The 13,806-nt window shown below is 72.5% G+C and carries 11 protein-coding genes; 9 read left to right on the top strand and 2 right to left on the bottom strand.

Going from position 1 to position 13,806, the window contains the following annotated elements; all coding sequences use genetic code 11:
* Nucleotides 1–5 precede the first annotated feature (5 nt).
* Both QP090_RS08535 and QP090_RS08530 read left to right on the top strand, forming a co-directional pair.
* A complete protein-coding gene (locus tag QP090_RS08535) occupies nucleotides 6–347 on the top strand; it encodes a hypothetical protein (RefSeq protein WP_285937998.1) in 342 nt (113 codons plus the stop codon).
* Between the two features lie 87 nt (nucleotides 348–434).
* A complete protein-coding gene (locus QP090_RS08530; RefSeq protein WP_285937997.1) occupies nucleotides 435–1,988 on the top strand; it encodes a C40 family peptidase in 1,554 nt (517 codons plus the stop codon).
* Between the two features lie 59 nt (nucleotides 1,989–2,047).
* On the opposite strand, the gene QP090_RS08525 is transcribed toward QP090_RS08530, so the two are convergent.
* The gene (locus tag QP090_RS08525; protein ID WP_285937996.1) at nucleotides 2,048–2,749 is read right to left on the bottom strand and encodes a hypothetical protein; all 702 of its coding nucleotides are present in this window, start codon (nucleotides 2,747–2,749) and stop codon (nucleotides 2,048–2,050) included.
* A 467-nt stretch (nucleotides 2,750–3,216) separates the two neighbouring features.
* Here QP090_RS08525 and QP090_RS08520 point away from each other — a divergent pair, with 467 nt between their 5' ends.
* The 6 genes from QP090_RS08520 to QP090_RS08495 all read left to right on the top strand — a co-directional run bounded on the left by QP090_RS08520 (nucleotide 3,217) and on the right by QP090_RS08495 (nucleotide 11,131).
* The gene (locus tag QP090_RS08520) at nucleotides 3,217–4,725 is read left to right on the top strand and encodes a hypothetical protein (protein WP_285937995.1); all 1,509 of its coding nucleotides are present in this window, start codon (nucleotides 3,217–3,219) and stop codon (nucleotides 4,723–4,725) included.
* A gap of 108 nt (nucleotides 4,726–4,833) precedes the next feature.
* Nucleotides 4,834–5,232 carry a hypothetical protein gene (locus tag QP090_RS08515; protein WP_285937994.1) on the top strand — a complete coding sequence of 133 codons (399 nt, stop codon included), beginning with the start codon at nucleotides 4,834–4,836 and terminating at the stop codon, nucleotides 5,230–5,232.
* A 171-nt stretch (nucleotides 5,233–5,403) separates the two neighbouring features.
* Nucleotides 5,404–7,014, top strand: coding sequence for a hypothetical protein (locus QP090_RS08510; RefSeq protein WP_285937993.1), 1,611 nt, complete (start codon nucleotides 5,404–5,406; stop codon nucleotides 7,012–7,014).
* Nucleotides 7,011–7,616 (top strand): hypothetical protein, encoded by a 606-nt coding sequence (locus tag QP090_RS08505; protein ID WP_285937992.1) that lies wholly within the window; start codon nucleotides 7,011–7,013, stop codon nucleotides 7,614–7,616. The genes QP090_RS08510 and QP090_RS08505 overlap by 4 nt, the downstream gene beginning before the upstream one ends.
* 1,075 nt (nucleotides 7,617–8,691) lie before the next feature.
* Nucleotides 8,692–10,473, top strand: coding sequence for a substrate-binding and VWA domain-containing protein (locus QP090_RS08500; protein ID WP_285937991.1), 1,782 nt, complete (start codon nucleotides 8,692–8,694; stop codon nucleotides 10,471–10,473).
* A 25-nt stretch (nucleotides 10,474–10,498) separates the two neighbouring features.
* Nucleotides 10,499–11,131, top strand: a complete 633-nt coding sequence (locus tag QP090_RS08495; RefSeq protein ID WP_285937989.1) for a prepilin peptidase — start codon at nucleotides 10,499–10,501, stop codon at nucleotides 11,129–11,131.
* Between the two features lie 6 nt (nucleotides 11,132–11,137).
* Here QP090_RS08495 and QP090_RS08490 read toward each other — a convergent pair whose 3' ends face one another.
* On the bottom strand, nucleotides 11,138–12,622 hold the full coding sequence (locus QP090_RS08490) for an LCP family protein (RefSeq protein ID WP_285937988.1): 1,485 nt from the start codon (nucleotides 12,620–12,622) through the stop codon (nucleotides 11,138–11,140).
* A gap of 206 nt (nucleotides 12,623–12,828) precedes the next feature.
* Here QP090_RS08490 and QP090_RS08485 point away from each other — a divergent pair, with 206 nt between their 5' ends.
* Nucleotides 12,829–13,683: a serine/threonine-protein kinase gene (locus QP090_RS08485; protein ID WP_285937987.1), complete on the top strand. Its 855-nt coding sequence runs from the start codon at nucleotides 12,829–12,831 to the stop codon at nucleotides 13,681–13,683.
* Nucleotides 13,684–13,806 lie beyond the last annotated feature (123 nt).

Here is a 13,806-nt window from a genome sequence, read left to right as displayed (position 1 = left end):
TCCAGTTGGAAGCGGACTTGGACGGGTTCGGGAAAGCGGAGGATGACATGGGAAATCTCCTGGCTGAATGCGGCGGTCGTGCACGTGGCCTGGCCGGCCAGTGCGCACGGGTGTTCCGGGCGGCCGGTGACCGCGGCAGCGCCTTCGGCGAGTACCTCGGTGTGCTCCTGCTGGTCGTGGCCATCACGACGGCGGTCGTGACGACGGGCGCCGGCAGCATCGGCGAGAAGTTCAAGAACGGGATCGGCGGCGCGGTGGACAAGATCGTCAACAGCGGCGGAGACAAGCCCGCGCCGGCGGAGAGCGGGTCGGCCACGCCCAAGCCCTCGCCTTCTTCGACCAACTAGCGGACCGGCGGCCTGAACGGCGGCCGCCGTCCGGCCTTGTGAACGCCGGCCGAAGACCTGGGATACAAAGAAGCAAGAGTGGGCGTAGTGAGACGACGCATTCTGCGTGGTGAGGACGAGGGCGGCGCTCAGCTGACCCTCCTTCTCGCCATGGTGGGGGTGCTTTTCCTCGTCCTTCTCGTCGTCCGCGTCGCGCACGCGAACGACATGCGGTCCAAGGCTCAGACGGGGGCGGACGCGGCAGCGCTGGGGGCGCTGGCGCCCCTCCGCGACGAGGCGATCAGGCTGGCCCGGAGCGGCACCGATCCGGCCGGGATCGGGTTCTGGGCGGCGGACGGCTCGGCGGCGAAGTCGCGCGAGTACGCCTGGCGGAACGGCACGACGCTGGTGGGCCAGCCGCTCGTGTCGGGGGTCCTCGGGCACACCGCCAAGGCCACGGTGGTGACCCAGGACTGCCAGCCCCTCGAGCGGGGGGAGAAGTCGTCCGAGTCGGTGCGGTGCGCCGACGAGAACGGGCGCGACGGCAAGGGCCGCAGGGGCGCGGCGGCGGCGATCGCCCGGCTGACCCTGCCCGGCTGCATGTACGAGGCGCGTCCGCGCAAGCACAAGGACGAGAACCAGATCGACCCGACCGCGCTGGTGTGCGGAGGCGTCACGGTCTGGCGGTCCGACGTCGGTCCCACGAACTACTCCGCGGTCTCCCCCCTGTTCAAGGTGCGGCTGGTGGAGCGCGAGGACGACTGCTCGTTCGGTGGTTCGGCGGCGCAGCCCGCGGCCGGCGGCGACGCCTCCGACATCCCCGCCGACTACCTCAAGATCTACCGGGACGCCGGTAAGCGGTCCGGCATCCCCTGGACCCTGCTGGCCGGCGTCGGGAAGATCGAGACCGACCACGGCCGGTCGAACCTGCCCGGCGTGCACGGCGGCGAGAACTACGCCGGCGCCGGCGGCCCCATGCAGTTCCTCGCGCCGACCTGGTCGTCGTACGGCGTCGACGGGAACAACGACGGGAAGAAGAACCGCTACGACCCGGCGGACGCGATCCCCGGGGCCGCGAACTACCTGAAGGCGTCCGGCGCGCCGCAGAACGAGCGCAAGGCCCTGTGGGCCTACAACCACTCCACCAAGTACGCCGACGACGTCCTGTCCTGGGCCAGGCGCTACGGCGGCGGTGGGTTCGGGGTGTCCCCGGCGACGCCGGTCGCGGTCGAGTGCGGCGACTCAGGCGGGTTCGTCGGCGCCGACGTGAAGATCCCGCCGGGCATCGCCGGCAGGATCATCGCTTTTGCCCGCGCGCAGCTCGGCAAGCCGTACGTGTGGGGCGCCGCCGGTCCCAACTCCTTCGACTGCTCGGGGCTGGTCATGCAGGCGTACCGGGCGGCGGGCATCGCCATCCCCCGGGTCACCACGCCGCAGTGGAACCAGACCCCGCACATCCCGAACGGCACCGAGCAGCCCGGCGACCTGATCTTCCTGCACTACGGCGGCAGCATCTACCCGGGCCACGTCGCCCTGGTCATCGGCAACGGCCAGATGATCGAGGCGCCGCGTCCCGGCAAGAACGTCCAGCTCTCGTCGTACAAGGGCAACTCCCACATCGTCGGCTTCACCCGCCCCTTGACCCGTTCCGCCGCCGCATGACCGAGGGGGACGCGGGACGGCGGGTGACGGCGGGGCCAGGTGGGTCCGGCGGGCGCGGGTCAGCGGGCGGGAGTGACGGCGGGAGTGCTCGGCGCGCTCCTGCGGCCCGCGTCGTCGATCGCGGTGATGGTGAAGCCGTACTGCACGCCGCTCCGGGCGCCCGGGTAGACGGTCGTCTGGACGGCGGCGCCGTCGATGACCGTCGGGTCGCCCGGGGGCACCGTGCGCGGCTCCAGTCGGGCCGCGCCCGCGCCGATCGGGACGATCAGGTAGCTGATCGCGCCGGGGACCTCCGCCCAAGAGACGGTGATGGTCGCACCGCCGGTCGCCATGGCCCGCACCCGGGTGGGCGTGCGAAGGATGTCACCGGACTGGGACCCGGCCCCCGGCCAGGGGACGGGTGCCTGCTGCGCGCCCGCGAGCGAGGGGGCGCCGCCCGAGGGGGCCGCGGACCCGGACGGCCCGCCCTTCGAGGCGGAGCCGTCCTCCCCGGTGCCGGAGCCGTGGGAGAGCAGCGCCCAGCCACCTGACCCGATCAGCACGCCGACCGTGAGCGCGGCGGCCACCGCGATGCTCGTCCGCTCCCGCCTGCCCTCCAGGTCCGGCCTGCGGGCGGGGAGCCCGGACGGCGAGCCCGGACGGCGCGGTCTCACCGGCCGCGAGCCGCCGGCCGCCGTCAACGTGCGCGCGGACGCCGAAGCGGACGCGAACGCCGGTGCCGGCTGGGGCGCGGACGCCGGTTCGGGCACCGGCTCGGGCACGGCGGACGGCCGCAGGGGAGGGACCGGCGCGGGCCGCGGCACTTGGGGCGGCGCCGGATCGCCGCCGACTTGGTACGGGGCCGGCGGGACCTCATCCAGCGGGGCAGAGGATTCCATAGGGGCCACCCGCCTTCACCCAGAAATGACCTGTTTACAGATGGATGAAACCAATGTAGGTGAGTACATGATCAGTGAGCAAGAGGCGGGGGTGTGCCGGTTCGTGCCGGGATCCCGGGGGTGAGTGGCACAGGTGGCCGCCGATTAACGTCCTGAAAACAGCCTCTTAACTGGGAATTAACCCTTGGCGCGGCGGGCCGGCTTGGGTCCCTGGGCCCATGGCCGACCGCGATGATCATGCGAGCCTGCTTCGCGTGCACGCCCTTCAGACGACCGAGAAGCAGCCGCCAGGGCCGCCGGATTCGGGTTCCGGACAGGCCGAATATCTGGCCCTCCTCCTCCTCGTCGTTGTGATCACTGTCACTCTCGTCTCGGGCGCCGTCGGCATCCGGCTCGCCCACGGCATCCAGGTCGCGATCTGCCGCCTGCTGGAGGTCGGCGGCCTGGACGCGGTCTGCGACGCGGGGACGGGCCCGTCCCGCCCCTCGGGCGCGGCGCGGGACCCGGACGAGCCCATCACCCCCTGCGTGGCCGGGATGGAGTCGGCGTACCTGGAGGAGACGCTGACGGTCCCGACCAAGCGCATCGACGTGCGGACCAACAGCCGCGGCACCGTGCAGCTGATCGAGAAGGTCGGGCCGGACGGCCGGCGGTTCTGGGACGTCATGGACTTCACCTGGGGCGAGGCGGGGGTGTCCAGCCCCGAGATCGGCGACTCGAAGTTCAAGTACGGGGTGTGGGGCGGGCTCGACGTCACCAACGGCAAGGGCTACCGCTTCACCGATGAGGCCGCCGCGCGCGCGTTTCTCAAGGACCTGACCGGCCACCGGATCGGGAACGCCGCCAAGTTCACCGTGCGCACCAATCCGATCACGGGCGGGCTGTCCTGGTTGCTCGGCAAGATCCCGAAGGTGGGGAAGGCCTACGACCGCTGGATCGGCGGGAGCGAGCCGGACGGCGAGGCCGCGATCGACTACGTGGACGGCGGCATCACCGGCGGGGGCAAGGGCGAGCTGGACCTCGGCCCGGTGAAGTTCCCCTTCAAGGGCCGGGGCTGGTGGGTGCAGGGCACCCAGAACGACCGTGAGAGCGGGCAGAAGACCACCTACGTCACCCAGCGCGGGGAGGCCGAGATCGGGGTCTCCATCGATCTCGCGAGCATCTGGCGGGGGCTGCCCAAGGGGGTGGAGGAGCGGGCCGCCGCCGGGATGGACGACGCGCTCGACCTGGCCATGACCCTGATCGTGAAGCGGCTCGGGCAGGAGCTCGGCGACGGGTTCGTGATGCCGCCCCGGCAGCGCGCCGAGATCAAGAAGGCGATCAGGGTGAACCCGAGCGGCGGCCTCAACTACAAGCACCGCGGCGGGGCGACCGCGTCGTTCACCGTCGACCGGCAGGGCCGCCCGGTCCGGCTGGTCAGGACCTCCTACGGCCAGGACGTCGTCTACTTCAGGGCGGACGGCAAGGCCAAGGTCGACGGCGAGGGCGTCCACGCCGAGGGCACCGCCGGCCGGCAGTGGATTATCCACGCGCAGCGGACGCAGACCGACCGCGCGCTGTCCTACTCCGACCCCGCCGACCGCAGGGTCATCGAGGAGTACGGGCGCACCGGGGACGAGCGGATGCTGGACGCCTACTTCGCCGTCGGTGGCGGCACGATGTCCCGCCTGACCTACGACAACACCGGCGAGACCGAGAAGGAGGAGGCCAAGGGCGGGACCAAGGGCGCGGCCAAGGGGAAGCGGCGCAGTCACCTCGGGGTCTACGAGGTCGCCCGCGAACGGGAGAAGCACACAGTGCAGAGCGCCGAGTACTACAAGCCCGACCGGGGGTGGGTGCCATGGACGCGCTGCCACTGAGCGACCGGATCCCCGGTCCCCGGCAGCGGCCCGGAGGCTGACATGACGAACCGGCGCTCATCCAGGCGGCATTCGTCAGGGCGGTACTCGTCAGGGCGGTACTCGTCCTTGCGGCGCGCGGCCGGGCTGGTGGCGCGCGGTGCGGCGATCTCGCTCGCCGGTCTCGCGGTCGCCGCGGCGGTCGTGGTCCTGGTCGCGGTCGCCGCGCCGGGCCTCGCGGTGTCCGACGGGTTCTGGTGGGGTTCGGCGGTGGCGGCCGTGCTGCTCCAACTCGGCCTCGGCTACGCGGGCACCCGACGGCCGCTGCGGTACTCGGCGTCCGACCTGTACGAGCCGCCCCGCGCGGTCGCCGGGGCCGGGCCCGTGCTGGTCGCGGTCGCGGCGCACCTCGGCCTCGCGGTCCAGGGCGAGGTGACGGCCGGGGTGCTCCCCATGTGCGCGGCGGTGCTCGGCGCCGCCGCGGCCCTTATCCTCCCCGCGCCGCGCCGGAAGCGGCCCAGGGGCTGAGACTCGCGGGCAGTGCCTCCGGCCCGCGCCTCCCAGGTCCGGGGCTCCAGGACCCGAGACCCTATTGGAACCGTCCACATTTGGGTCCTGAGGCTCGCGCGCCCCGATGTCGCTCACGGATTCGATGGTGTGAACTGATATTCGTGCGCCATTAACACCGCGGAGGCATTCGTGTACCGGGATCGCGGCAGTGCGGGAGCCGGCTACATCGGTGTGCTGATGCTCGTCCTGGCCATCACGGGCGTGGTGGTGACCGCCGCGGTGCCGGGGACCTTCAAGGGCGGGATCAACGTCGCGGTGTGCAAGCTGCTGAGCGCGGGCGGCATGAGCGAGGACTGCGAGTCGGGCAACGGGGACGTGGGCGACCCCGTCTCGGCGCCGGGGCAGAGACCCTCGCAGCTCGCCCCGCTGCCCTGCATCTCCGGCCGCACCTTCAACACCGACATGGTGAGCAGCCAGTACCTCTTCTACAACCGGGAAAAGGACAAGTGGGAGCTGGCCACCCGCTTCAAGGACGACCCGGATGACCCCGACGACCCCAACGACGACCCGAACGACCCCAACGACGACTCCCCGGACGACAAGGGCGAGTCCATCGCGGTGCAGAGCTGGGACGGCGTGGGCAACGGCGCCGGGATCGAGGGCGGCTTCGGCAAGGGCGACGGCGGGATCACCATCGGCGTCGGGCAGAAGTGGGTCGCCGCCGACTACGACGAGTGGATGTTCAAGAACCAGGCGCAGCGCGACGAGTTCGAGCGGGAGACCGAGGTGGAGCGGAAGAAGCTCGAAGGCGCCCGCGCCCGCCAGCAGTACCGGGGGCTCCAGCTCCGGCCGGACGGAAGCCCGAAGGAAGAGGTCATCGACCCCGACGAGGCCGCGTACAACGTCGCCAAGCGGATGAAGATCCCGTACAAGCGGTACTACGGCGAGGGGACCAACCCCCATTTCAACGCGGGTGCCAGCTACAAGTCCGGGCAGGCCGGCGGCGCCATGGACGGGTACTACATCGACGGCGACGCCCTGCTCGCACCGGACGGCAAGACCGACGGCTCCTACACCGGTTACAAGCGCTACTTCGGCGGCAACTCGATCGAGGTGGGCTTCGGCAAGGACGCCAAGCTGACCACGCAGAAGAAGTTCGACCTGGGGAAGCTGCTCGCGCCGGCCGGTATCGAGCCCGGGGTGGGCTTCAGCGCGTCGGGCCGCTACGACACGACCAAGCGGTACATCGTCGGCGTTCAGCGCGACAAGCTGGGCAAGCCGGTCAACCTGATGCTCTACCGGGAAGACGGCTGGACGGTCAACCTGTCCGTCAGCGGGAGCGCGAAGTTCAACGGTCAGGTGCAGCCGAAGGGCAAGGGGAAGGGCAGCGGCTCGGGGGGCAAGTCCTTGATCCCGCTCTCCTGGGGCAAGATGTCGTTCGAGCAGACCGACATCCCGCTCACCGGCAACCCCGAGCTCGCGAAGATCGCCGAGAAGATCAACAACGTCAGCGGGGTGAGCACCCGCGATCCCGCGGCGGGCCAGGACCTGACCCCGAAGGAGGCCGAGGTGCTCCGGAAGGCGTTCCGTGACACCGGCCGGGTCGCGGTCACCGAGTTCGACCGCTACAACGAGCACGACGGCTCCGAGTTCGCCCTCAACGGCGGTAAGAAGGGCTGGGACGTCACGCTCTACAAGAAGGTGGAGCTGCACGACATCGAGAACCTCAAGAAGCGGGACGCCTTCTTCATCGACCCGGTGACGGGGAAGAAGGTTCCGTGGAAGGACTGCGGACGATGACGCGGAGGCGCCGCCGCGTCATCGTGGCCGCGGTGGCGGCCGTGGTCGTGCTGGTCGTGACGGCGGTGCTGGCCGTCTCGTGCTCGGGCGGTGACGACGAGCCCTCGAAACAGCGTCCGGCCGCTGTGACCTTGGACACGACGCTGGTCCCGTACAAGGGCGATGGATTCAGCGTGAGCTATCCGCGCGGCTGGCGGAAGTTCAGCGGCCTGACCGTCGTGCAGGACGCGCAGTTCGAGGTCGGGGTGCTGCGCTCGCCCGAGTTCGGGCCCGAATCCTCGCTGGACGTGCTCGTCGGGAACGCCGCGTTCCCGCTGTCGGTCCTCGTCGACGACTGGCTCGAGGTGGGCACCCGGTTGGCCGACTTCAAGCTCGAATCCAAGAGACAACTGCTGGTCAGCGACGTGATCGCCTACGAGGTGCGGACCTCCTACCGGATCGAGCGCAAGGGCGGCGGTACGCTGCCGGTCCGCCAGGTGGACGTGTTCGCGGTGACGGCGAAGAAGCGGCTCGTGGATGTGCGCGTCACCGTCACCGCCGACCGCTACAACGACACCGCTCCGCTCATCCGGTCGATCGTTTCCTCCTTCCGACCCAGGTGAGGTCTGTCCGAACGGCTGTCAAGCCGCTCGGTCAAGGACCTCGGGGCCCTTGTGTCGGACGCCGGTGGCCATTTCAATGATCAGCATCATGTCCACCGGAGACGACGGCGCCGATATCCCGCCCATGCCGTTCAACCTGCCCGGCGGCCCCGCTGGCCAGGGCGGCGCCGAGCAGCCCGGCGAGGCGCCTGCCGCGCCATCGCCAGAACCCGCACGTCCAGAACCCGCACGTCAAGAGCCCCCACGCCCGGAGTCCGCGGAGCCGCCCCCCGCCCCCCAGGCATGGCCGCCGTCCGACGAAGGTGACTCCGGAGACGACGAGCCGCCGGCCCCGGCGTACGGCGCCCCCGCCGCAGATCCACCGGCGCCCTCCGTCGCGGGACCACCCGCGCCTCCTGCCGCGGAACCACCAGCGGCCCCCGTTGTGGAAGCACCGGCGCCCCCCGTCGTGGAACCACCGGCGCTCGCCGCCCCGGAGGCATCGCCGCCCGCCGCGCCCGAGGCACCGGCGGCCTCCGCCCCGCCGCCTGCTCCGCCGCCGCGCTCCACGCGGACCCCGACCCTCTCCTTCCCCGTGGGGAAAGGCTCCGCATCCCCGCAGCCGCCCACACCCCCGCAAGCCCCAGCACCCGCGCCTGCGCCCGAGCCGGGCCAAGGCCCCACGCCTCCGCAGGCATCCACGCCCGCGCCCGCGCAGGACTCCGCGCCCGCGCAGGACTCCGCGCCCCCGCGGGGGCCTGCGCCCGTGCCCCCGCTCGCTCCGCCGGCGCGTGCCGCAGGTCCCAACCGCCCGCCGCCCGCGCCGCCACCGCCACCGATGGCTGCACCCACCCCTACGCCCCCACCCCCACCGAGCCCCGCCCCCACTCCTCACCCGAGCTCGCGGCCCCGCCCGCAGGCCGTCCCTCCACCAGTCCCAATGCGGAGACCCGGCCAGGGACCCCAAGCCGGGCCCGGGGCCCCGTCCTCTCATCAGGGGACGCCAGGAACGCCGGGAATGCACGGGATGCCAGGCGTGCCTGGGACGTCCGCGACCCCGCCCGGAGCCCCACCCGGACCCTCGTTCGGGCCCCCCATGCCAGGCGGCGCTCCGCCCTCGGGGGCGGTCAAGCGGCAGAAGCGCCCGAAGGAGCGGAAGCCGAAGAACCGCCCGAAGTCCGTCGAGGTGTCGGGCTGGCTGATCAAGGTCCCGACCTGGGCGTCGATGCCGCTGCTGGTCGGGACGGTCGCCGCGCTGCTGCTGGCGGCGGGCGCGTTCATCGGTGTGTCCACCCTGGGCGGCGGCTGCGGCTCCCGGATGCGGCTGAGCATCGCCGCCGATTCCGGCGTGGCGCCCGCGCTCACCGAGCTGAGCCGCCGGTTTAACGAGGACGACGGCAACAAGGTCGACGGCAAGTGCGTCGAGGTCACGGTGAACGCCGCGCCCTCACCGTCCATCGCCATGGCGATCGGCGGGGACGGCCCGGCGGTCCGGCTCGCGGCCGACGTCTACGTCCCGGACTCCTCGCTCTGGCTGGAGCCCGCGGCCCGCGCCGCCGAACGGAACCGGATCGCGGTCCCGAAGCCGGCCGGCTCGGTGGCCACCTCGCCCGTCGTGCTCGTCCGGCCCAAGAACGCGGCCTCGGCGGGCGCGGCCCTGAGCTGGCGCAGCCTGCAACCCGGACCGGGCGGCTCGCCGTACGCGCTGCGCATCGTGGACCCCGAGCGGGACGCCACCGGGCTCGCCGCGCTGATCAAGGTGCGGGAGGCGGCCGGCGGCGGCGAGCGGTCCGCGTCCGGGTTCGCCAGCATCCTCGACGGCGGCAAGGACGCCGTGGCGCCGGACGTGGCGAGCGGGTTCGCCGCGCTCGCCCAGGCCGGCAACCGGACCCCCGTCCTCGCCGCGTCGGAGCAGGCCCTCTGGAAGCAGGCCCGCGCGGGCGGCGCGCCGATCACGCCGGTCATCCCGGCGGACGGCACGATGAGCCTCGACTACCCGTTGATCGTCCCCGCCCCCGGCAAGGCCGAGGCGGCCGGCGCGTTCCTCCGCGCGATCGGCACCGAGCGCGGCGCGGCGGAGCTCGCCAAGGTGGGGCTCCGGGCGGCCGGCAAACCGCCCGCGCGCACCGTCTCGGCGGTCACCGGCGTCGCCCCGCAGGTGTCGGGGCCGTCCGGGGCCACTCCGGGCCTGGCGGTCCAGTCGCTGGAGATGTGGCGGCGGATGCGGCTCGGCACCCGGATGCTGACCGTGATCGACGTGTCCGGATCGATGCTGGAGCAGGTGCCCGGCACCGGCAGGACCCGGATGCAGATCACGGCCGGCGAGGTCGAGCACGGCATGGCGATGCTGTCGGACGGCACCGAGATCGGCGTGTGGTCGTTCTCCACCGGCATGGACGGGCCGCGCCCGTACCGCGAACTGGCGCCGATCGCGCCGCTCGGCCAGACCACCGACGGCGGCACCCACCGCGCGAGCGTCGGGCAGGCCCTCGGCCGGATCCGGGCCAAGCCCGACGGTGACACCGGGCTGTACGACACCGTCCTCGCCGCCTACCGGAAGGTGAAGTCCGGCTACCGCGACGACATGATCAACATCGCGCTGGTGCTGACCGACGGCCGCAACGACTTCGCCGGGGGCATCGACGAGCAGACGCTGCTGGCCGGGCTGAAGCGCGAGTACGACCCGTCGCGTCCGGTCCAGGTCGTCGGCCTGGCGTTCGGCCCGGACGTCGACATGGCCGCCCTGGAGCGGATCGCCAGGTCGACCGGCGGCGCCGCGTACCGGATCAACAAGCCGATGGAGATCCGGACGCTGTTCCAGCGGTCGGCCGCGTTCAAGATGTGCGACGACCCGGCCAACTGCCCGGCGGCGGAGTGATGCGGACCCGTCCGCTGAGCGCCTGATGAACGCGCATCTCTGGACCGCCGTGGTGACGCTCCCGGCCGGACTGCTGCTCGGGCTGCGGCTCGCGCCGATGACGGCCCCCTACGCGGGGGAGCCGTCCCGCCGGCGCGGGTTCGCGATGGCGGCGGTCCTGGCCGCGGCGTGCGGCGTGCTCGGCTGGCGGTTCGGCCCGGCGCCCGTCCTGGTGGCGCTGCTGTACCTGGCGGCGGTGGGCACGCTGCTCGCCTTCGTCGACGCCGCCGTCAAGCGGCTGCCGGACCGCTTCACGCTCCCGTCGTACGGGATCGGCGCCGCGCTGCTCGCGCTCGCCGTGCCGTTCACCGACGACGGCCTCCGCAGGTTCGGGTACGCGCTGGCGGGGATGGCCGCGCTCTGGCTCATCTACCTGGTCCAGCACTGGCTGGTGCCGCGCGGAATGGGCGCCGGGGACGTGAAGCTGTCCGGCGTGCTGGGCCTGTACCTGGGCTGGTTCGGGTCGTCGACGTGGGTGGCGGGAATGCTCCTGGGGTTCGTCCTCGGCGGCGTCGCCGGCACCGCCCGGCTGATCGTCCGGCGCGAGCGGAGCACGATTCCGTTCGGCCCGTACATGCTGGCCGGCGCCCTGCTGGCGCTCCTGTTCGCCACCCCCTGACCGCCCTCAGGCACAGGGGTTCCGCCCGGCCGCGACGCCGCCGGTGATCTTGTTGATGGGCGGTGGCGCGAGCCGCGCCCCGTTCTTGCCGATGACGAGCCGCACCCCGTCCTCCGGCCCGTTGCCGCCGGGCGACAGCAGGGCGTCCGGCAGGACGCGGGCGAGCGCGGACGCCTGCCCCTCGGCCACCGGCGCGAACACGATGCGGCTCTCCGGGACGTCGGGTCCGGCCTCGACCTTCTTCGCCACCCGGAAGCCGCGCCGCCCGAGCTGCTTCACCGTCCGCTCGACCTCCTCGTCCGAGCCGCCCGCGTCGACCACCGTCACCCGGACGTCGCCGGGCTCGGCCGGCTTCTGCCGCTCCTCGGCCGGCGCCGCCGGCTCGGCGGGCAGGTCGTTGTCGTGCCGGATCGCCTCGAACAGCGGCTCGGCCCTCTCCCGGTCCCACTGGACCCGGTTGGGGTCGGGCGCGTACCCCTTGACCGGGACGGTCACGAACCGCACCTGCCCGGCGCTCATCCCCTTGACCCCCTCCGCCAGCTTCTTCATGGCGGACAGGTCGAGGTCGTCGTCGGTCGTCATCGACTTGGTGGCGGCCTTGAGGAATGTGTAGGTCTTGGCCGGGTCGGCGAGCACCCTGCCGCTGGTGGCCTTGTCGACCACCGCGGCCATGAACTTCTGCTGCCGCTCGATCCGCTCCAGGTCCGATCCGTCGCCGAGCGAGTAGCGCGCCCGCACGTAGCCGAGGGCGTCGTCGCCCTTGACCGTCTGCTTCCCGGCCTTCAGCGACAGCTCGGCCCGCGGGTCGTTGACGGGCTTGTCGACGCAGATCTCCACACCGCCGAGCGCGTCCACCATCCGCTTGAACCCGGTGAAGTCGACCTGCACGAAGTGGTCGATGTGGATCCCGGTCAGCGACTCCAGCGTCTTCCAGGTGCACGTCGGGCCCGCGAACGCGAACGCGGCGTTGAGCATGCCGAACTGCGCCGGGATCGTGCCGCCCTTCGTCTTCTTGCACGCCGGGATCCTGACCATCGAGTCGCGCGGGAAGCTGATCCCCACCGCCTGGTCCCGGTTCGGCGACAGGTGCAGCAGGATCGCGGTGTCGGACCGCGCCCCCGTCATCCCCGCCGAGGCCCCGTACCGCGCGTTCTCGCCGTCCCGCGTGTCGGACCCGATGAGCAGGACGTTGAGCGACTTGTTCAGCTTCTCGGGCCGGTCGTGCCCGAGCTGCCCGGCGGCGTCCTCGTGGGAGATGCCGCCCATCAAGTCGAAGTAGAGCCCGGTGACCCCGGCCCCCGCGACCAGCAGCACCACGGCCGCCCCCAGCGCGGAACCCCGCACCACCTTCTGCCGCCGCGTCCACTTCTTCCGGCCGCCAGGCTTCTCCGCGGGGACGTCGCCGGCATCGCCGCCGGCCTTCTCCGCCGGGACCGCGCCGGCATCGCCGCCAGGGGCATCGGTGTCCCTCGCGGGGTCTTCGTCGCTCATCCGGTCCCGTCTCGGCCGGCCCCTGTCGAGGCACATGGTCTGCGTGTTCACCAAGGCCGCGCACCCACCACCACCCGCTGGGAGCGCCACCCCTAGTTGGATGCTTAATCCGCCCAAAGTGTTGACACGGCCCCCAAAATTCCCCTTTGCCGCCCACCGTGGCCCTCCGGACGTGGCGCGTCCGCGGTTTCCGTACGATCTCTGTCGTGAGCACGGGGTGGGTCATCGACGGGCGGTTCACGATGCTCGACCGGATCGGGGCGGGCGGGTCGAGCCGCGTCTGGCGCGCCTACGATCACGCGGAGGCGCGGTACTGCGCCGCCAAGCTCGTCCGCCGGCGCGGCCCGACCTCGATGCTCCGCGCCGTGCGGGAACGGGCGCTACGGCTCGCGCACCCGCACGTCCTGACCCCGTACGCGTCGTGCGCCGCGGACGAGGACGTGCTGCTCGCCATGGACCTGGTGCGCGGCGGATCCCTCGAGACGCTGCTGGGGGACTACGGCCGCCTGCCGCCCGCCTACGCCGTCGAGGTGCTGGACCAGCTCCTGGCGGCGCTGAGCCACATCCACCGGGCGGGCGTGGTGCACCGCGACGTCAAGCCGGCCAACCTCCTCCTGGAACCCAGCCCGGTCGGGGCGCCGCACGTCCGGCTGGCCGACTTCGGGATCGCCCTCGGCGACGACGGGGTGCGCCTCACCACGACGGGCTTCACCGTGGGCACACCCGGCTACCTGGCCCCGGAGGTACTGGAGTGGAACCGCCCCGGACCGCGCCAGGACCTCTACGCGGCCGGCATGGTCTGCTGGCGGATGCTGACCGGCGCCGGCGACCCGGTGCCGCGGCAGCGGATCGGCGCCCCGCCGCCGGGAGTCCCTCCGGTGCTCTGGACCGTGGTGGCCCACATCAGCGCGCCCGACCCCCGGGACCGCCCGGTGGACGCCGACGCCGCCCGGCGGGCGCTCGCCGCCCCCCGGTTCCCCCTCCGGCTCCCGGCCCGGACGCTCGACGGCGAACCCCTGCAAATCTTCGACCACCTGGGCCCGCCCCCCGCGCCCCGCTGACGGCCACCGTCCGTACGTGCCCGGGTGATTAGCGGGCGATTAGTCGGCGATAAGCGGACGATAACCGGGAGATAAGGGTTCTTCGTACGGTGACTTCCACCAGTCCGTAGGACGCACAGGGGA

This window comes from Actinomadura xylanilytica, assembly GCF_030283145.1.
Classification (GTDB): domain Bacteria; phylum Actinomycetota; class Actinomycetes; order Streptosporangiales; family Streptosporangiaceae; genus Spirillospora; species Spirillospora xylanilytica.
The sequence above is the reverse complement of the archived record's forward strand: the minus strand, read 5'-3'. Positions and strand labels throughout refer to the sequence as shown.

Bases quoted from the DNA above. Each gene is read 5' to 3' on its own strand.
- QP090_RS08505 (WP_285937992.1), top strand. From the start codon at position 7,011: ATGACGCGGAGGCGCCGCCGCGTCATCGTGGCCGCGGTGGCGGCCGTG.
- QP090_RS08500 (WP_285937991.1), top strand. From the start codon at position 8,692: ATGCCAGGCGGCGCTCCGCCCTCGGGGGCGGTCAAGCGGCAGAAGCGC.
- QP090_RS08495 (WP_285937989.1), top strand. From the start codon at position 10,499: ATGAACGCGCATCTCTGGACCGCCGTGGTGACGCTCCCGGCCGGACTG.
- QP090_RS08490 (WP_285937988.1), bottom strand. From the start codon at position 12,622: ATGAGCGACGAAGACCCCGCGAGGGACACCGATGCCCCTGGCGGCGAT.